Here is a 17,468-nt window from a genome sequence, read left to right as displayed (position 1 = left end):
GTGCGGCGGGCCGCGCTGCGCCGGGCGTCAGACGCCGGGCGTCAGACGCCGGGCCGGAGCAGCGCCTCGGTGATCTTCTCGCAGTTCTGCATGCCGTAGTCGTAGCCCATGCCGATCGGGTACCTGACCATCACGCCCATCGTCCAGGTGTCGCCGATGGCCAGGCAGTTGACGTGCGTCTCCTGCTCCTTGGTCCGGTCGATCCACCCGTTCTTGATGGCGATCTGCTTCTGTTCGGCGGCCGGGAACGCCTTGCGGATGCCGAAGTCACCGGCGCCACGGACCAGTTTCATCTCGTTGAGCAGCCACGTGGTCCACTTCGGCCCGGCGGCGGTGCCGGTGGCGATGCAGTTGCCCAGGCGGGCGGTGTCCCGTGGGGAGAGCGCCGTGCGGCTCCAACCGCCGTCGGGTGCGACGCTGCTGTCGGTGAGCTTGCACATGGAGATCAGCCGCTTGATCGAGGCTGCCCGGCCCACCGTGTCGTAGAACTGCTCGGCCCGGGTGTTGTCGCTGTCCCGGATGATCCGGGTGGCGTCGGCGAGCTTCGCGTCGCTCGGGGTCTGGCCGGCGTCGGCCGCGCGGCGCAGGTAGTCGGCGACGATCCAAGACTTGATCATCGAGGCGGTGGTGTTGGTCTCGCCCATGTTCTTGGAACCGATGATCTTCCCGGTGCGTCGGTCCAGCACGCTCCAGGAGTACCAGCCCTTGATGTTGAGGTTGAGGTCCTTGGCCACGAACGGCAGCGGTTCCAGTGACGGGCTGGGGCTGGGGCTCGGCGGCGGCGAGGCCGGCTTGCGGGCGCTGCGGTCGGTGGCCGTACCGGTGGATCGGTCGCTGACCGTGCCGGAGTGACCCCACTTGGCCGCGGCGGACGACTCGAAGGGCGACCCGGGCAGCAGCCGCAGCGACACCAGCGCGAGCCCGATCAGGATGACCGCGATGGCCACCAGCCGTAGGGGGGACGACGTCTCGCCGTCGCCGCGTCGGTCCGCCCGACGGCTGCCCGCCATCAAAGCTTCCCGACCGGCTGCTGCGGGACCTTGAGCGCGGCGCCCGGCTGCGGGGTGACCAACTGGGTGGCCACGCTGGAACAGACCTGGGCACCGTAGTTCAGTCCGCTCCGGAGCGGGTAGCGCACCATCACCGCGAGGCTCCACTTTCCGTTGACGGCCAGGCAGTTGACGTGCCAGTTGCTGTCGTACGCGATCGGGGTCCACCCGTTCTTGATGCTGACCGGCCCCTGAGCGGTGATCGACTTGGGCAGGCCGTCGATGATCCCCCAGCGGCCACCACCGGACGTCTTCTTCTGCTCCTTGACGCTGCCGCGTACCTCGCTCATCTGGTCGAGCACCCACTTCGTCCACTTCGGGCCGGCGGCCTTGCCGTCGGCGATGCAGTCGCCGAGCCGGACCGCGTCGCGCGGTGACATCCGGGTGAAGCTCCAGTACCCGGTGTACGGAGCGACGTTGCCACGCTTGGTGTCGGTCAGCCCGCAGATCGTGATCGCCCGCTGGATCACCGCGTCGGGCGTGCTGCTCGTCGAGGGTTTGTACGAGCCGCCCGCGGCGGCGTGGATCTTGTTGGCCGCGACGTCGTCGCTGTCGATGATGGCGAGCCGCGCCGCCTCCTTGAGCGCTGCGGGAGGCTCCCTGTCTCCGAGCTGCCGCAGGTAGTCGGAGACGATCCACGCCTTGATCATCGACTCGGTGGAGCTGGTCGAGGTCATGTTCGACGACCCGGAGATCTTGCCGGTCTTCCGGTCCATCAGCGCCCACGAGAAGAATTCGCCCTGGAAGCTCACCGACACCGGGCCCGCCGACAGGGTTGGCGGTGGCCGGGTGGGCGCGGGGACGGTCGAGGCGGCACCGCCGCCTCCGCCTCCGCTGCTGGTGTCGTCGGCCAGTCGGGCGTACGCGGCGGGAACCAGCAGGACGCCACCGAGCAGGGTCGCCGCGACGGCGAGCACCGTGGTCACGCGGGATCGCATGATGTGGGTGAGCTCCAGATGTCAGGGCCGGGGGACCGGCTTTGTTGTCCGGGGCGACCGGTGCGATCGCCGAGGCCGGGGGAGGTGGCCTCTGTGGAGACGGCGATTCTGGGCAGCCGATCGTGTGACCAGCAGAAGTCTACGTCCGGACTGGCGACTCGCCAGAACTCGACACCTGGCAACTTGCGATGAAGACGGAATATCGAGATGGTATGCGGCTTCTGGGCGGGTTCATCTTTGTATCGTGAGCTACCTCACAGCCGACGCGGTCGCGCAACGTGAGGAACAACCGCCTAAAGGTGGCCGAAGGTGACACGGGTTTTCTGTTACACCCCCTGGTGCATCAGGGCGCAAGCTGTAACACTTGTCCTCATGTATGGCAACGACTTCTCCGCACCGACGGACGCCTCGGACGACATTCCCGGCGGCGGTCTGCTGGGTGAGGTCGAGGCGGCCGAGGCGGAGCTGCGCGCGGCCGCCGCACGCGAGCGACGCGGCGGACCCGCGCCGGACGAGGACCTGGCGGCATACTTCGCCGACGTCGTCGGCTCCGAGCAGAAGATCGAGCCGCGCGACTGGATGCCCGACGCGTACCGCCGGACGCTGATCCGCCAGATCGCCCAGCACGCCCACTCCGAGATCATCGGCATGCAGCCGGAGGGCAACTGGATCAGCCGGGCGCCGTCGCTCAAGCGCAAGGCGATCCTGCTGGCCAAGGTGCAGGACGAGGCCGGCCACGGGCTCTACCTCTACGCCGCCGCCGAGACTCTCGGGATCAGCCGCGACGAGCTGGTCCAGTTACTTCTCGACGGGCGGCAGAAGTACAGCTCGATCTTCAACTACCCCACCCTGAGCTGGGCCGACGTGGGCGCGATCGGGTGGCTGGTGGACGGCGCGGCGATCGTCAACCAGGTGCCGCTGTGCCGCTGCTCCTACGGCCCGTACGCGCGAGCGATGATCCGGGTCTGCAAGGAGGAGTCGTTCCACCAGCGCCAGGGCTACGAGATCCTGCACACCCTGGCCCACGGCACGCCGGCGCAGCGGGCCATGGCCCAGGACGCGGTGGACCGCTGGTGGTACCCGTCGCTGGCCATGTTCGGCCCGCCCGACGGCGACTCCACGCACTCCGCCCAGTCGATGGCCTGGAAGATCAAGCGTTTCTCGAACGACGACCTGCGCCAGCGTTTCGTCGACATGTGCGTCGGGCAGGCCGAGGTCCTCGGGCTACGCATCCCCGACGACGACCTGCGCTGGAACGAGGAACGGCAGGCGTACGACTACAGCCAGCCGGACTACGACGAACTCATGCGGGTGATCTCCGGCAACGGGCCGTGTAACCGGGAGCGGATGGCTCACCGGCGGGCCGCCCACGCCGACGGCGCCTGGGTGCGTGAGGCCGCCGCGGCGTACGCCGCCAAGCGGGCGGAGAACAGGGAGAAGGTGGCGGCATGACGGAACAGACCCCGCTGTGGGAGGTGTTCGTGCGGGCCCGGCGTGGGCTGTCGCACACCCACGTCGGCAGCCTGCACGCCCCGGACGCCGAGTTGGCGCTGCACAACGCCCGGGACCTCTACACCCGCCGGCAGGAGGGCGTGTCGATCTGGGTGGTGCCGGCCGCCGCGATCACCGCAACCAGCCCCGACGAGAAGGACGCCTTCTTCGACCCGGCGGCCGACAAGGTCTACCGCCACCCCACCTTCTACGAGGTGCCGGACGGGGTGGCACACCTGTGAGCGAGCGAACCAGTCAGCTCAGCCGCGCGGCCGCCGAGCGCGGCGAGGTGGCGGCGTGAACGGGCCCTTCGACTTCACCCTCGGCCTCGGTGACGACGCGCTGATCGCGGCGCAGCGACTGGCCGAGTGGACGACCCGCGCGCCGGAGATGGAAGAGGACATCGCGCTCGCCAACATCGCCCTCGACCAGCTCGGCGCGGCCCGGCTGCTGCTGTCGTACGCGGGGGAGCTGGAGGCCGCCGGCCGTGACGAGGACGCGCTGGCGTACCTGCGTGACGACCGCGAGTTCCGCAACGCCCTCCTGGTCGAGCTGCCCAACGGCGACTTCGCGGTGACGGTGGCGAAGCTGTTCTTCCTGGCGGCGTACCAGGTGCCGCTCTACACGGCGCTGGCCGGCTGTGCCGACGAGCGGCTGGCCGCGATCGGCGCGAAGGCCCGCAAGGAGTCTGCGTACCACCTGGACCACGGCGCGTTGTGGGTGAAGCGGCTCGGTGACGGCACCGAGGAGTCGCACCGCCGGATGCAGTCGGCCGTCGACGAGGTGTGGCCGTACACGCACGAGCTGTTCGGCGCGGACCCGGCGGCGCCGGTCGACCCGTCCACCCTGCGGCCGGCGTTCGACGAGACGGTCGGCGCGGTGCTGGCCGAGGCGACGCTCACCCGCCCCGAGGGTGCCTGGGTGCCGGCCGGCGGGCGCGACGGCGTGCACACCGAGCACCTGTCCTACCTGCTCGCCGAGATGCAGGTGCTGCACCGCGCGCACCCCGGGGCGCGGTGGTGAACCCCAGGGACGCGGCCGCGTCGGTGGTGGACCCGGAGATCCGGGTGATCACCATCGACGAGCTGGGCATCCTGCGCGCGGTCGAGGAGGATCCGGCCAGTGGCCGGGTCACCGTCACCATCACCCCGACCTACACCGGCTGCCCGGCGATGGACGTGATCCGGGCGGACATCCGCCGCGCGCTCGCGGTGGCCGGGCACCCGGACGCGGAGGTCCGGACCGTCTACAGCCCACCGTGGAGCACCGACTGGATCTCCGCGGGCGGCCGGGCCAAGCTCGCCGCCGCCGGGATCGCCCCGCCGGCCCCGGTGCCCACCGCCGGCGTGGTGTCGTTGACCCTCGCGGTCCGCTGCCCGCAGTGCGGCTCACCGGAGACCGAGCAGGTCAGCCGCTTCGGCTCGACCGCCTGCAAGGCGTTGTGGCGCTGCCGCTCCTGCGCCGAACCCTTCGACCACCTGAAGGCGCTGTGACTGTCACCATCACCCGTCCGGTCCGCCGTCGGCCGGTCTTCCACCCGCTGCCGGTCTCCGCCGTCGACCGCCTCACCGACGACTCGGTGGCTGTCACCTTCGCCGTACCCGAGGATCTGCGGGAGACTTTCGCGTTCCGCGCGGGTCAGCACCTCACCGTGCGGCGAGTCGCCGAGGACGGCACGGACGTGCGCCGGTCGTACTCGATCTGCTCCGCCCCCGACGACCTGGCCCGGCACGGCCGGTTGCGGATCGGGGTGCGGGAGATTCCCGGTGGCGCCTTCTCGGCGTTCGCGTGCGGTGCGCTGCGCGGCGGCGACACGGTCGAGGTGCTGCCGCCGCTGGGCACCTTCACCACGGCGTTCGCGCCGGACCGGGTGCGGCACTACGGCGCGGTCGTCGCCGGCTCCGGCATCACCCCGGTGCTCGCGCTGGTCGCGACCGCCCTGGCCGTCGAGCCGGCCAGCACGTTCACCCTGGTGTACGGCAACCGCACGGCGAACACGGTGATGTTCGCCGAGGAGTTGGCCGACCTGAAGGACCGCCATCCGACCCGGCTGCACCTGGTGCACGTGCTGTCCCGCGAGCAGGGCGAGTCGCCGCTGCTCTCCGGTCGGATCGACGCGCAGCGGCTGGGCCGTCTGCTGGAGACCATCGTGCCGGGCGACGCCATCGAGGAGTGGTTCCTCTGCGGCCCGTACGCCATGGTGGTCGACGTCCGGGACGTGCTGACCGCGCGTGGGCTGCCCGAGTCGGCGGTACGCACCGAGCTGTTCCACGTCGACGCGCCGCCGGAGCCGGTGCGCCGCCCCGCCGACCAGGCCGGCGCCGGCACCGAGGTCACCATCCTGTTGGACGGCCGGTCGTCGAGCTTCGCGATGGGCCGCGAGGAGCGGGTGCTGGACGCCGCGCTGAAGGTGCGGGGCGAGCTGCCGTACGCCTGCAAGGGCGGCGTCTGCTCGACCTGCAAGGCGAAGGTCGTCGACGGCGCGGTCACCATGGCCCGCAACTACGCGCTGGAGCCCGACGAGCTGGCCGCCGGCTACGTGCTGACCTGCCAGTCCAGCCCGACCACCGACAAGCTCACGGTCGACTACGACGCCTGACTCACCGGCGACGAGTTCTGCTGTTCCGAACCGGCAGGCCACCTCAGTTCTCGGGACGGACGTGTGCGGTCCAGTAGGTGAGGTCGGAGCGGTGCTCGACCAGGGTGACCCGCTCCCCGCACGCCTCCTCGATCAGCGTGACCGCCTCGTCGAGGTGAGCCGGGTAGTGGTCCCAGTCGGTGTCGCGGAACAGTTGGAGGCCGACCTCGCCGCGGTTGTCGCCCAGCGCTACCGCGGCCTCGGGTGGCACCAGCACCACTGTGTAGCGGCTCGCCTCTCGCTGCGCCTCGGTCGGTGTCGGCTCATCCTCCCGTCCGTGTCGCCGGAAGTGGGCGATCACCGACGGGATCGGCCCGGGTGAATCGGCCGGATCGTACGGTCGCAGCCAGGCGGGCTGTTGAGTCCAGATCGGCATCGTAACCTCCGGCGGGTGGGGAACGAGATTCAGCAACGTTGCTTGCGATGGTTGCGGGTTGCTGAGATCAAGTCAATACTCAACGCCATGAGTCCATGCCGTCAGCGTGACGGTGCGACAGGAGCCGACGCGGAGGACCAGGGATGCCCAAGGCCAGTCAACCCACCGTCGTTGGTCGTGGGCTCGGCGGCGAGTTGCGTGAGCTGCGGGAGGCGCGCAAGTTGCCGCTGCGTCGGGTGGCCACCCGGCTGGGCTGGCAGCCGTCGAAATTGTCCCGGATGGAGACCGGCATCCAGGGCATCCAGGCAGCGGATGTCGCGTCGCTGCTGGTGATCTATGGCGTGACCGGGGACGAGCGCAAACGACTGCTCGGCATGGCCGAGCGGTCGGCCGAGTCCGGTTGGTGGGAGGCGATCGGTGGGCTGTCCGACGAGTCCCGGACGCTGATCCGGTTGGAGTCGGAGGCGACCGACATCGTGAACTGGCAGCCGCTGCTGGTGCCGGGCCTGTTGCAGATTCCGGACTACACCCAGGCGTTGATGCGCAGTGGGGGCATCCCGGATGACGAAGCGCAGGGGCGGGTGGCGGCCCGGTTGGGCCGGCAAGCGATTCTGAGCCGGGCCACGCCGCCGACGCTGCACGCGCTGCTCGACGAGATGGTGTTGCGCCGGGTGCTCGGCGGCCCCCGGGTGATGGCCCGTCAGCTTCGGCACCTGATCGAGGCCGCGGCACGGCCGAACGTGGCCTTGCAGGTGGTGCCGCTGGCGGTCGGTGGGCACACCGGGCTGGACGGGGCGTTCGCGCTCTTCGACTTTCCCCGCAACCGATCGGTGGTCTGTCTGGACCACAAGTTGACCGGGCTGTTCCTGGAGGAGCCGCCGCAGGTGGCGCACTTCCGGCGGGAGGCCGATAGGCTGGCCGAGGTGGCGCTGAGCCCCGTCGATTCGGTGGAGTTCGTTGCGCGGGTCGCAACGGAGCACGAGCGAGAGTGAGCCCCTGATGATCACTCCGGAGCTGTCCGGCGCGACCTGGCGCAAGTCCAGCCGCAGTGGCACCAACGCCGACTGCGTCGAGGTCGCCGAGCTGACTCATGCGATCGCCGTACGCGACTCGAAGGACCCGGCCGGCCCGGTCCTGGCCTTCGAGCGTGCAGCGTGGGCCCGTTTCGTCGCAGGCACGGGGCATCCGAGCCAGGCGGAGTGACGGCATGCGGTGGCGTACGGGTTGGCGCGAACGGGAGGGAAATCCGCGCAGATCTTGGACACTTTCCGTTCCGCGCTGACGGAAACTGTCCAAGGTCTCGCCGCTGGACAGATCGCCGCCGCTGAGCGCCGCTTGGGGTTGCCGTCACGGGAGGCAGAGCGGAGTGCTGGCCGCTGAGCGGGCGACGTAGGCTCGGGGTTGTGACGGTGAGCCGGGAGATCGACGACATCCTGCAGCGCGGCGCGGACGGTGGGCGGATAACGCCCGAGGAGGCCCTGCTGCTCTACACCGAGGCGCCCTTCCACGCGCTGGGCGAGGCGGCGGACGCGGTGCGCCGCCGGCGCTACCCGGACAACGTCGTCACGTACCTGATCGACCGCAACATCAACTACACGAACGTCTGCGTGACGGCGTGCAAGTTCTGCGCCTTCTACCGTGCGCCCAAGCACAAGGAAGGGTGGACCCACCCGACCGAGGAGATCCTGCGCCGCTGCGGCGAGGCGGTCGAGCTGGGCGCGACCCAGGTGATGCTCCAGGGCGGCCACCACCCGGACTACGGCGTCGAGTACTACGAGGAGTTGTTCTCCTCGGTCAAGCAGGCGTACCCGCAGCTGGTCATCCACTCGATCGGCCCGAGCGAGATCCTGCACATGGCCAAGGTGTCCGGGGTGAGCCTGGACGAGGCCATCGCCCGGATCAAGACCGCCGGCCTGGACTCGATCGCGGGCGCCGGCGCGGAGATGCTGCCGGAGCGGCCCCGCAAGGCCATCGCGCCGCTCAAGGAGTCGGGTGAGCGCTGGCTGGAGGTCATGGAGCTGGCCCACCGGCAGGGCATCGAGTCGACCGCCACGATGATGATGGGCACCGGCGAGACGCACGCCGAGCGGATCGAGCACCTGCGCATGATCCGTGACGTGCAGGACCGTACCCGTGGCTTCCGGTCGTTCATCCCGTGGACGTACCAGCCGGAGAACAACCACCTCAAGGGCCGCACCCAGGCGACCACCCTGGAATACCTGCGCCTCGTCGCGGTGGCCCGGCTCTTCTTCGAGACCGTGCCGCACCTCCAGGCGTCCTGGCTGACCACCGGCAAGGACGTCGGGCAGCTCTCCCTGCACATGGGTGTGGACGACCTGGGCTCGATCATGCTGGAGGAGAACGTCATCTCCTCGGCCGGCGCGCGGCACCGCTCCAACCTGCACGAGCTGATCGGCATGATCCGCTCGGCGGACCGGATCCCCGCGCAGCGGGACACCCTCTACAACCGGCTCGCCGTGCACCACACGCCGGCCGACGATCCGACCGACGAGCGGGTGGTCTCGCACTTCTCCTCGATCGCCCTGCCCGGCGGCGGGGCGGGCCGGTCGCTGCCACTGGTCGAGGTCAACTGACCCGGCCGTTCGGCTGACCGGGGCTCGTGCTCCCGCCCGACGGTGGTGGGCGGTACGGGTGGTCCGCGCCGTCGCAGCGGCAGGCTGTCCGGTCCGGGGCTGGTGGAGATGATCGTCGGCGGCTAGCGTCCCGGCTCGGATCCGTCGCCACCCGATCGGCGAAATCAGCGCGACCGTGCTGGTGGCGGATGGTCTGATGGTCCTGGTCGAGGGCTGTCCTCCATCGGCCCGTGAGGGTCGTTCATATAACGCACGGCGGTACGGGCGGGATGGGTGACCATCCCGCCCGTTCCGTCTCATCGGTCCAGGCCGGACGGATGAAAGCGGCCCTGCGCGCTGGCGTGGGAGATCGACCTCCGATAACGTCCGCTCGTTCCGCAACCACTCTTTCTTCCCTACCCCCGGGGGACTGATGACAGCGTTCCACCGCTCGGCCCTGGCCCGCGCCGGTGTCGTGGCCCTGTTGGCGACCGGTGGCCTGGCCGCCGTGGCCGCCCCGGCGCACGCCGCCGACCAGGCCGATCTGGCCCTGGTGCCGATCAGCACCGAGCTCGCCAAGGGCGTCAAGGCGGCCAAGGCCAAGCCGTTCAAGTTCCGGGTCGACAACAGCCGGAGCACGGTTGCCGCCACGGGTGTCAGCTACACCGTGGACACCAGCAGGCTGAAGAAGAACAAGGTTGGCGTCGTGGTGCCCCTCGGCTGCCAGATGAAGGGCACGACGTTCACCTGCCCGCTCGGCGACCTGCCGGCCGGCACCGGCGAGGAGTTCGGCATCCCGCTGTTCTCCACCGGTGGTCGCGGAGACGCCGGCACGCTGGTGGTCTCCATCAGCTCGGCCACCTCCGGCTCCACGCCGGTCGACACGGTCGAGCACGACATCACCGTGGCCAAGGCCGGCTACGACCTGACCAGCTGGGTGCAGGACGTCCAGGCAAACGTTCTGGTCAACGGCGTCCAGGGCGACGACCCCGACCTGCGCCCGGTACGCCGGGGCGAGACGGTGCCGCTGGACTGGGCGGTCTACAACGACGGCAGCCGCAAGGCGACGGGCATCTTCTACGGCCTGACCCTGCCGGTGGGCGTGACGTTCGCGCAGAAGCCGCAGGGCTGCCTGGAGCAGGTGTTCCTGGGCAAGCAGCAGCTGTTCTGCGAGGACGCCGGCGCGGTCGTCAAGCCCGGGCAGTACTACACCGCGGACGTCACGGTGAAGGTCGGCAACAACGTCACCGAGCCGGTGCTGCACGAGGGTGACCTCTTCGCATTCGGGCTGGACGGTGCCGAGGGGCAGCCCGAGGAGGAGCCCGAGGTGGCCAGCTCGGCGCAGCGCAAGGCCTTCACCGAGGTCGACGAGGTGGACAACCACACCACCTTCGAGGCGTTCGTCGACCTGACCGCGGCCACGCCGAGCCCGACGCCCACGGCGACGGCGACTCCGACCGGCACGCCCACGCCGGGTGTCACCACCTCGCCGGGCACCGGCGGTGGTGGCGGCGGTCTGCCGGTGACCGGTGTGCAGGCCGGCCTGATCGGCGGCATCGGCGGTCTGATCCTGCTCGCGGGCGGGGCGCTGCTGGTGCTCTCCCGCCGGCGCAAGGTCGTCCTGGTCGCACCGGGCGACGAGAAGTCGACCGACTGACGGTCGTCGCGACACGAGGGCGGGGTGGGCGACCACCCCGCCCTTTCGCGTCTCCGACCGGGCCGCGCCGGTCGCGCACCCGCCCGGGGTACGCGGACCCGACGGCCGGCGGTCCGCGCGTGGCTGGCAGAGTGGAGGGGTGAGCCGTACCCCGCAGGGCCAGCGAGCCAGCCTGGACAAGCAGCCGCACGAGGTCGCCGCGATGTTCGACGGCGTGGCCGAGCGGTACGACCTGACCAACACGGTGCTCTCCTTCGGCCAGGACCGATCCTGGCGTCGGTCCACCCGGGCGGCGCTCGGGCTGCGACCGGGCGAGCGGGTGCTCGACGTGGGTGCGGGCACCGGTGTGTCGACCCAGGAGCTGGCCCAGTCCGGGGCGTACGCGGTGGGCGCCGACCTGTCGCTGGGCATGCTGTACGCGGGCAAGCGCGTCCGGCCCCAGGTGCCGCTGCTGGCCGGGGACGCGCTGCGGCTGCCGTTCGCCGACGCCAGCTTCGACGCGGTGACCATCTCGTTCGCGCTGCGCAACGTCAACGACACCGACGCGGCCCTGCGTGAGCTGGCCCGGGTCACCCGGCCGGGCGGGCGGCTGGTGGTGTGCGAGTTCAGCACCCCGGTCAACCCGGCCTTCCGGACGGTGTACCTGTCGTACCTGATGCGCTCCCTGCCGGTGGTCGCCCGGGCGGTGTCCAGCAACCCCGAGGCGTACGTCTATCTCGCCGAGTCGGTCCGGGCCTGGCCGGACCAGGCGGCGCTCGCGGGGCGGGTCGCCGCGGCCGGCTGGAGTCGGGTGGCGTGGCGCAACCTGACCGGTGGTGTGGTCGCCCTGCACCGGGGGATCCGCCAGTAACGCGGAGCTGACCGCAGGAGCGTTTCGTGAATATCCGTCTTTAGTCCACTTTGCCCCGTACGCTCGTCGGCATGACCGGAGCAGAGCCGGCGGACCCGGTGGCCGCCACCGACGACGACGCGGCCGAACTCGTCGCGCAGCTGCGCGCGCTGGCCGGAGCGGACCCGGCGGAGGTCCGGCAGGTGGTCGCCGAGGTGCTGGCCGCGCTGGACCGGGCCGCTGGTGGCGCGTTGCGCGAGCACCTGCCGGAGACCATCCGCGTCGACGCCGGCCTGGACGCGCCCAGCCCGGCCTGACACCCGACTGCTGTGGACGGTCGCCGACTGTCACATCGGCGAGTTAGGCACCCCTGACCCTGCGCAGGTATGACGTCGGTCATACACTCGTCCCGTCTGGCTTGTGAAGCATTTCACGAGCGTGCGGGAGGAGGCCCGAATGACCGCGGTGGAACACGACGCCGACGTCATCGTCGTGGGCGCCGGTCCCGGTGGATCGGCGACGGCGTACCACCTGGCCCGGCACGGCGTACGGGTGTTGCTGTTGGAGAAGACCGAGTTCCCCCGGGAGAAGGTCTGCGGCGACGGGTTGACCCCGCGCGCCGTGCGCCAGCTCATCCGGATGGGTGTGGACACCTCACCCGAGGCCGGCTGGCTGCACAATCGGGGTCTGCGGGTCATCGGCGGCGGCGTACGCCTGGAACTGGACTGGCCGGAGCTGGCGAGCTTCCCCAACTACGGGCTGGTGCGCACCCGACTGGACTTCGACGACCTGCTCGCCCAGCGGGCGGTGGCCGCCGGCGCCACACTGCGCACCAACGTCAACGTGCTCGGCCCGGTGCTCGACGGCGACGGCCGCGTGACCGGTGTCGAGGCGGAGGTGGGGCCCGGCAAGGAGCCGACCACCTTCCACGCCCCGCTGGTCGTGGCGGCCGACGGGGTCTCCGGTCGGTTCCCGCTCGCGCTCGGGCTGGCCAAGCGGGAGGACCGGCCGATCGGCGTGGCCGTCCGCCGCTACTACCACTCCCCGGTCAAGCACGACGACGACTACCTGGAGTCGTGGCTGGAGCTGCGCAGCAAGGACAGCGGCGACAACCTGCTGCCCGGGTACGGCTGGATCTTCGGGCTCGGCGACGGGCGGGTCAACGTCGGTCTCGGCGTCCTCAACTCGTCCTCCGCGTTCGGTAAGACCAACTACCGCCGGCTGCTCACCGACTGGCTGGCGAACACGCCCGCCGACTGGGGGATGACCGACGAGACCAACGCCGACGGCCCGATCCTCGGCGCCGCCCTCCCGATGGGCTTCAACCGGGTGCCGCACTACACCCGCGGCGTTCTGCTGGTCGGCGACTCCGGCGGCATGGTCAACCCGTTCAACGGCGAGGGCATCGCGTACGCGATGGAGTCCGGCGAGTTGGCGGCGGAGGTGGCGGTGCAGGCCCTCGCGCGCCCCGCCGGCCCGGAGCGTGAGCGGGCGCTACTGGCGTACCCGAACGAGCTGAAGGCCCGCCTCGGTGGCTACTACCGCCTCGGCGGGATCTTCGTGAAGCTGATCGGCCGTCCGGAGATCATGCGGATCGCCACCAAGCACGGCATGCCACACCCGACGCTGATGCGTTTTGTGCTCAAGCTGCTGGCAAACCTGACCGACCCGCGCGGCGGGGATGCGATGGACCGGGTCATCAACGCGATGACGAAGGCCGCGCCAGCCGTATAGATGAACGGTGTCGGTGCTGGTCGCAGCACCGACATGACAAAGATCGACCCCCGCCGACAGTCACTGCGAGGGACGTGAATAGTGTGATTTTCGTCAAGCACCGAGGGCAGGGAAGGACGAGCAGGAGAAAACGATGTCGCTCTCGCCTTACGCACCGATCATCGGGCTGTTCGCCCTCGCCGCGGCGTTCTCGCTGTTCTCCGTTGGCGCCGCCCGCTTCGCCGGTCCCCGTCGATACAACAAGGCCAAACTCGAGGCTTACGAGTGCGGCATCGAGCCCAGCCCCCAGCCGGTCGGCGGCGGGCGGTTCCCGATCAAGTTCTACCTGACGGCGATGCTCTTCATCGTCTTCGACATCGAGATCATCTTCCTCTACCCCTGGGCGGTCTCGTTCGACGCCCTGCCGATCTTCGGCTTCGTGGAGATGGTCCTGTTCATCGTCGCGGTCTTCGTCGCGTACGCCTACGTGTGGCGGCGCGGCGGCCTGGACTGGGACTGAGGAAGGAACGTCAGATGGGCATCGAGGAGAAGCTTCCCGCCGGCGTCCTGCTCACCTCGGTGGAGAAGCTGGTCAACTGGTCCCGGAAGTCGTCCGTCTGGGGCGCCACCTTCGGCCTGGCCTGCTGCGCCATCGAGATGATGGCCGCCGGTGGTCCGCACTACGACATGGGCCGCTGGGGCATGGAGGTCTTCCGGGCCTCGCCCCGGCAGGCCGACCTGATGATCGTCGCCGGCCGGGTGAGTCAGAAGATGGCCCCGGTGCTGCGGCAGATCTACGACCAGATGGCCGAGCCCCGCTGGGTGCTCTCGATGGGCGTCTGCGCCAGCAGCGGCGGCATGTTCAACAACTACGCGATCGTGCAGGGCGTCGACCACGTGGTGCCGGTCGACATGTACCTGCCCGGGTGCCCGCCTCGGCCGGAGATGCTCATCGACGCGATCCTCAAGCTCCGCGAGAAGATCATGTACGAGCCGCTGGGCCCGAACGGCCGCAAGATGCTGGCCGCCCGTCAGGAGCGCGGCGACGTCCCGGTCGTGCCCTACGGCTCCATGCCGTCGTCGTACCGCAGTGACAAGACCCGCCGTGCCGAGTGGACCCGCGCGGTCCGCGAGGGCCGCGAGGAGCAGCTGCGCATCGAGAACTGGATGAACGCCCAGAACCACCTCCACCCGCAGGCAGGCCCCAAATGAGCGACAAGCCCAACGACGGCGGCGTACCGCTGCCGGTGGTGCCGGCCGGTGCCACCGGTGGTGCCCCGGCCGAGTTCCCGCCGGCCAGCCCGGCCGGTCGCGGGATGTTCGGCAACCACGGCAGCGGTGACGTGTCCGGCTACGGCGGCCTGGTCCGCCAGCGCCAGCCGATCGAGGAAACCCCCCGTCCGTACGGCGGTTACTTCGACGAGGTGCGCGACGCGCTGGAGGAGGCGTATCCGCACTTCGGTGACGCGATCGAGAAGGTCGTGGTGGACCGGGGCGAGCTGACCCTGCACGTACGCCCGGAGCGGATCGCCGAGGTCTGCCAGGTGATGCGTGACGACCTGGCGCTGCGCTTCGAGCTGTGCTCCTCGGTGTCCGGGGTGGACTACCTGGGCGCCGACGAACGTCGGCTGCACGTGATCTACCAGCTCACCTCGATGACCTACCGGCGTCGGGTCCGGCTGGAGGCCGCGGTCTCCGCCGAGGCCCCGCACCTGCCCAGCGTGACCGCGGTCTATCCGACGGCGGACTGGCAGGAGCGGGAGGCGTACGACATGTTCGGCATCGTCTTCGACGGCCACCCCAACCTGACCCGGATCCTCATGCCGGACGACTGGGAGGGCCACCCGCAGCGCAAGGACTACCCGCTCGGTGGCGTGGCGGTCGAGTACAAGGGCGCTGAGATTCCGCCGCCGGACCGGAGGAGGTCCTACCAGTGACCACGTCGAACTATGCGACCGAGCGGGAGACCACCGAGGGCCGGGTCTTCACCGTCACCGGTGGCGACTGGGACACCATCGTCTCGGGCACCGACCCGATCAACGACGAGCGGATCGTCGTCAACATGGGTCCGCAGCACCCGTCCACGCACGGCGTACTGCGGCTGATCCTGGAGCTGGAGGGCGAGACGGTCCGCGAGGCCCGTTCCGTCGTCGGCTACCTGCACACCGGCATCGAGAAGAACCTCGAATACCGCAACTGGGTGCAGGGTTCGACGTTCGTGACCCGGATGGACTACCTCGCCCCGATCTTCAACGAGACGGCGTACGCCCTCGCCGTGGAGAAGCTGCTCGGCATCACCGACGACATCACCGAGCGGGCCACCACCATCCGCGTGCTGATGATGGAGCTCAACCGGATCTCGTCGCACCTGGTCTGGCTGGCCACCACCGGCATGGAGCTGGGCGCGATCTCGATCATGCTGTACGGCTTCCGGGAGCGGGAGTACATCCTCGACATCTTCGAGACCATCACGGGTCTGCGGATGAACCACGCGTACGTCCGGCCGGGCGGTGTGGCGCAGGACGTGCCGGACGCGGCGATCGTCAAGATCCGCGAGTTCCTGAAGATGATGCCGAAGAAGCTCAAGGAGTACGAGGACCTGCTCTCCGGCCAGCCGATCTGGACCGAGCGTACGAAGAACGTGGCGGTGCTGGACGTGACCGGCTGCCTGGCGCTCGGTGTCACCGGCCCGGTGCTGCGCTCCGCCGGCCTCGCCTGGGACCTGCGCAAGACCATGCCGTACTGCGGCTACGAGACGTACGAGTTCGACGTGCCGACCCACCCCGACGGTGACGTGTGGGGCCGCTACCTGGTCCGGCTCGCCGAGATCCGCGAGTCGATGAAGCTGGTCGAGCAGGCGCTGGACCGGCTGAAGCCGGGTCCGGTGATGGTCGCCGACCGCAAGATCGCGTGGCCGGCGCAGCTGGCCATCGGCGTCGACGGCATGGGCAACTCGCTGGAGCACGTCGCGAAGATCATGGGTCAGTCGATGGAGTCGCTGATCCACCACTTCAAGCTGGTCACCGAGGGCTTCCGGGTTCCGCCCGGCCAGGTGTACGTCGGCATCGAGTCGCCGCGCGGCGAGCTGGGCGTGCACGCGGTCTCCGACGGCGGCACGCGGCCGTACCGGGTGCACTACCGGGAGCCGAGCTTCGTCAACCTCCAGGCCCTGCCGGCGATGGCCGAGGGCGGCCTGATCGCCGACGTGATCGCCGGCGGCGCCTCGCTGGACCCCGTGATGGGTGGGTGTGACCGATGAGTGTTGTCTTCACCGACGAGACGCGGGAGCGGGCGCGCGAGATCATCGCCCGTTACCCGGCGGACCGGTCCCGCTCGGCGCTGCTGCCGCTGCTGCACCTGGTACAGGCCGAGGAGGGGTACGTCTCCCCGGCCGGTGTGGCGTTCTGCGCCGAGGTGCTCGGGTTGAACAAGGCCCAGGTGGGCGCGGTGGCCACCTTCTACACCATGTACAAGCGCAAGCCGACCGGTGACTTCCTGGTCAGCGTCTGCACCAACACCATGTGCAACGTGCTCGGTGGCCAGGAGGTCTACGACACGCTCTCCGAGCACCTGGGTGTCGGGCACGACGAGACGACCGCCGACGGCACGATCACGCTGGAGCACGCCGAGTGCCTGGCGGCCTGCGACTACGGCCCGGTGATGACCGTCAACTACGACTTCTTCGACGGCGTCGACCCGTCGACGGCCCGCGGCGTCGTCGACGAGCTGCGCGCGGGCGGGCGGCCGATGCCGACCCGGGGCGCCCGGCTCTGCACGCTCAAGGAGATGGCGGTGCAGCTCGCCGGTTTCGCCGACGAGCGCGACGGCGCGGTCGCCGACGGCGGGCCGGGCGAGCCCACCCTGCGCGGGCTGCGGCTGGCGCAGCAGCACGGCGTCTCGGTGCCGGGCTTCGACCCGAACACCCCGATCCGCAGCAAGGCGGAGGCGGACAAGTCCGCCGCCGAGGCGAAGGCGAAGGCGGAGGCCGCCAAGCCGGCGCCCGCCGAGGCCAGTGCTGCCCCGGTGAAGGGTGGCGACGGGGCGTCCGCCCCGACGGGGGCCGCCGGGGTCGCCGGGCCGGCGAAGCCGGCAGACGCCACTGAGCCGGCGAAGCCGGCAGACGCCACCGGCAGCACCACGCGGGACGTCACGGCACCGGACGGCAAGTCGCCGCAGGTGCGTACCGCCGAGACCCGGCAGCCGG

The 17,468-nt window shown here is 70.3% G+C and carries 19 protein-coding genes and 1 pseudogene; 17 read left to right on the top strand and 3 right to left on the bottom strand.

The annotated features are described in order from the left end of the window. Window positions 1–41: 41 nt before the first annotated feature. On the bottom strand, window positions 42–1,010 hold the full coding sequence (locus AB0H52_RS12140; RefSeq protein ID WP_151489172.1) for a serine hydrolase: 969 nt from the start codon (window positions 1,008–1,010) through the stop codon (window positions 42–44). Continuing rightward, window positions 1,010–1,987, bottom strand: a complete 978-nt coding sequence (locus tag AB0H52_RS12135) for a hypothetical protein (RefSeq protein ID WP_151489173.1) — start codon at window positions 1,985–1,987, stop codon at window positions 1,010–1,012. Before AB0H52_RS12135 ends, AB0H52_RS12140 begins: the two co-directional genes overlap by 1 nt. 372 nt (window positions 1,988–2,359) lie before the next feature. Here AB0H52_RS12135 and paaA point away from each other — a divergent pair, with 372 nt between their 5' ends. From paaA to paaE, 5 genes are read left to right on the top strand one after another with little or no spacing between them, the layout of a single operon-like run. After that, window positions 2,360–3,439, top strand: a complete 1,080-nt coding sequence (gene paaA / locus AB0H52_RS12130) for a 1,2-phenylacetyl-CoA epoxidase subunit PaaA (protein ID WP_151489174.1) — start codon at window positions 2,360–2,362, stop codon at window positions 3,437–3,439. Then, window positions 3,436–3,720 carry a 1,2-phenylacetyl-CoA epoxidase subunit PaaB gene (gene paaB / locus AB0H52_RS12125; RefSeq protein ID WP_151489175.1) on the top strand — a complete coding sequence of 95 codons (285 nt, stop codon included), beginning with the start codon at window positions 3,436–3,438 and terminating at the stop codon, window positions 3,718–3,720. Before paaA ends, paaB begins: the two co-directional genes overlap by 4 nt. Window positions 3,721–3,775: 55 nt before the next feature. Beyond that, on the top strand, window positions 3,776–4,501 hold the full coding sequence (paaC, locus tag AB0H52_RS12120) for a 1,2-phenylacetyl-CoA epoxidase subunit PaaC (RefSeq protein ID WP_357946889.1): 726 nt from the start codon (window positions 3,776–3,778) through the stop codon (window positions 4,499–4,501). Continuing rightward, window positions 4,495–4,971, top strand: a complete 477-nt coding sequence (paaD, locus tag AB0H52_RS12115; RefSeq protein ID WP_151489177.1) for a 1,2-phenylacetyl-CoA epoxidase subunit PaaD — start codon at window positions 4,495–4,497, stop codon at window positions 4,969–4,971. Before paaC ends, paaD begins: the two co-directional genes overlap by 7 nt. Continuing rightward, window positions 4,968–6,077 carry a 1,2-phenylacetyl-CoA epoxidase subunit PaaE gene (gene paaE, locus AB0H52_RS12110; protein WP_357946886.1) on the top strand — a complete coding sequence of 370 codons (1,110 nt, stop codon included), beginning with the start codon at window positions 4,968–4,970 and terminating at the stop codon, window positions 6,075–6,077. The genes paaD and paaE overlap by 4 nt, the downstream gene beginning before the upstream one ends. A 43-nt stretch (window positions 6,078–6,120) precedes the next feature. On the opposite strand, the gene AB0H52_RS12105 is transcribed toward paaE, so the two are convergent. After that, window positions 6,121–6,492, bottom strand: coding sequence for a hypothetical protein (locus AB0H52_RS12105; RefSeq protein ID WP_151489179.1), 372 nt, complete (start codon window positions 6,490–6,492; stop codon window positions 6,121–6,123). Between the two features lie 143 nt (window positions 6,493–6,635). Between AB0H52_RS12105 and AB0H52_RS12100 the strand changes: the two genes are divergently transcribed. The 12 genes and pseudogenes from AB0H52_RS12100 to nuoE all read left to right on the top strand — a co-directional run. Continuing rightward, window positions 6,636–7,484: a helix-turn-helix transcriptional regulator gene (locus AB0H52_RS12100; protein ID WP_357946883.1), complete on the top strand. Its 849-nt coding sequence runs from the start codon at window positions 6,636–6,638 to the stop codon at window positions 7,482–7,484. Between the two features lie 7 nt (window positions 7,485–7,491). Beyond that, a complete protein-coding gene (locus tag AB0H52_RS12095) occupies window positions 7,492–7,695 on the top strand; it encodes a DUF397 domain-containing protein (RefSeq protein WP_357946880.1) in 204 nt (67 codons plus the stop codon). Between the two features lie 200 nt (window positions 7,696–7,895). Beyond that, on the top strand, window positions 7,896–9,086 hold the full coding sequence (gene mqnC / locus AB0H52_RS12090) for a cyclic dehypoxanthinyl futalosine synthase (RefSeq protein ID WP_151489182.1): 1,191 nt from the start codon (window positions 7,896–7,898) through the stop codon (window positions 9,084–9,086). 412 nt (window positions 9,087–9,498) lie between these two features. Next, window positions 9,499–10,722, top strand: a complete 1,224-nt coding sequence (locus AB0H52_RS12085; RefSeq protein ID WP_357946877.1) for an LPXTG cell wall anchor domain-containing protein — start codon at window positions 9,499–9,501, stop codon at window positions 10,720–10,722. 139 nt (window positions 10,723–10,861) lie between these two features. Then, entirely contained in the window at window positions 10,862–11,572 is a 711-nt protein-coding gene (locus AB0H52_RS12080) for a demethylmenaquinone methyltransferase (RefSeq protein ID WP_151489184.1), read from the top strand. Between the two features lie 71 nt (window positions 11,573–11,643). Continuing rightward, window positions 11,644–11,868: a hypothetical protein gene (locus tag AB0H52_RS12075; RefSeq protein ID WP_151489185.1), complete on the top strand. Its 225-nt coding sequence runs from the start codon at window positions 11,644–11,646 to the stop codon at window positions 11,866–11,868. Window positions 11,869–12,007: 139 nt separating this feature from the next. Continuing rightward, a complete protein-coding gene (locus AB0H52_RS12070; RefSeq protein WP_151489186.1) occupies window positions 12,008–13,285 on the top strand; it encodes a geranylgeranyl reductase family protein in 1,278 nt (425 codons plus the stop codon). Between the two features lie 133 nt (window positions 13,286–13,418). After that, window positions 13,419–13,784: an NADH-quinone oxidoreductase subunit A gene (locus AB0H52_RS12065; RefSeq protein WP_007454588.1), complete on the top strand. Its 366-nt coding sequence runs from the start codon at window positions 13,419–13,421 to the stop codon at window positions 13,782–13,784. Window positions 13,785–13,798: 14 nt separating this feature from the next. After that, complete coding sequence (locus tag AB0H52_RS12060) at window positions 13,799–14,476, top strand: NADH-quinone oxidoreductase subunit B (protein WP_151489187.1); 678 nt, start codon at window positions 13,799–13,801, stop codon at window positions 14,474–14,476. Beyond that, window positions 14,473–15,201, top strand: a complete 729-nt coding sequence (locus AB0H52_RS12055) for an NADH-quinone oxidoreductase subunit C (protein ID WP_151489188.1) — start codon at window positions 14,473–14,475, stop codon at window positions 15,199–15,201. The genes AB0H52_RS12060 and AB0H52_RS12055 overlap by 4 nt, the downstream gene beginning before the upstream one ends. Beyond that, window positions 15,198–16,523 carry an NADH-quinone oxidoreductase subunit D gene (locus AB0H52_RS12050; RefSeq protein WP_151489189.1) on the top strand — a complete coding sequence of 442 codons (1,326 nt, stop codon included), beginning with the start codon at window positions 15,198–15,200 and terminating at the stop codon, window positions 16,521–16,523. The genes AB0H52_RS12055 and AB0H52_RS12050 overlap by 4 nt, the downstream gene beginning before the upstream one ends. Beyond that, window positions 16,520–17,284, top strand: a pseudogene (gene nuoE / locus AB0H52_RS12045) (NADH-quinone oxidoreductase subunit NuoE); the annotation flags it as partial. The gene AB0H52_RS12050 and the pseudogene nuoE, both read left to right, overlap by 4 nt. Between the last annotated feature and the right edge of the window lie 184 nt (window positions 17,285–17,468).

It is taken from the genome of Micromonospora sp. NPDC050695, assembly GCF_040654415.1.
Taxonomy (GTDB): domain Bacteria; phylum Actinomycetota; class Actinomycetes; order Mycobacteriales; family Micromonosporaceae; genus Micromonospora.
This window is presented reverse-complemented; position numbering and strand designations above follow the sequence as displayed.

What these genes read in the sequence shown, in the direction of transcription:
- AB0H52_RS12140 (WP_151489172.1), bottom strand. Translation starts at nt 1,010, where the DNA reads ATGGCGGGCAGCCGTCGGGCGGACCGACGCGGCGACGGCGAGACGTCG.
- AB0H52_RS12135 (WP_151489173.1), bottom strand. Translation starts at nt 1,987, where the DNA reads ATGCGATCCCGCGTGACCACGGTGCTCGCCGTCGCGGCGACCCTGCTC.
- paaA (WP_151489174.1), top strand. Translation starts at nt 2,360, where the DNA reads ATGTATGGCAACGACTTCTCCGCACCGACGGACGCCTCGGACGACATT.
- paaB (WP_151489175.1), top strand. Translation starts at nt 3,436, where the DNA reads ATGACGGAACAGACCCCGCTGTGGGAGGTGTTCGTGCGGGCCCGGCGT.
- AB0H52_RS12105 (WP_151489179.1), bottom strand. Translation starts at nt 6,492, where the DNA reads ATGCCGATCTGGACTCAACAGCCCGCCTGGCTGCGACCGTACGATCCG.
- AB0H52_RS12100 (WP_357946883.1), top strand. Translation starts at nt 6,636, where the DNA reads ATGCCCAAGGCCAGTCAACCCACCGTCGTTGGTCGTGGGCTCGGCGGC.
- AB0H52_RS12095 (WP_357946880.1), top strand. Translation starts at nt 7,492, where the DNA reads ATGATCACTCCGGAGCTGTCCGGCGCGACCTGGCGCAAGTCCAGCCGC.
- AB0H52_RS12085 (WP_357946877.1), top strand. Translation starts at nt 9,499, where the DNA reads ATGACAGCGTTCCACCGCTCGGCCCTGGCCCGCGCCGGTGTCGTGGCC.
- AB0H52_RS12075 (WP_151489185.1), top strand. Translation starts at nt 11,644, where the DNA reads ATGACCGGAGCAGAGCCGGCGGACCCGGTGGCCGCCACCGACGACGAC.
- AB0H52_RS12070 (WP_151489186.1), top strand. Translation starts at nt 12,008, where the DNA reads ATGACCGCGGTGGAACACGACGCCGACGTCATCGTCGTGGGCGCCGGT.
- AB0H52_RS12065 (WP_007454588.1), top strand. Translation starts at nt 13,419, where the DNA reads ATGTCGCTCTCGCCTTACGCACCGATCATCGGGCTGTTCGCCCTCGCC.
- AB0H52_RS12060 (WP_151489187.1), top strand. Translation starts at nt 13,799, where the DNA reads ATGGGCATCGAGGAGAAGCTTCCCGCCGGCGTCCTGCTCACCTCGGTG.
- AB0H52_RS12055 (WP_151489188.1), top strand. Translation starts at nt 14,473, where the DNA reads ATGAGCGACAAGCCCAACGACGGCGGCGTACCGCTGCCGGTGGTGCCG.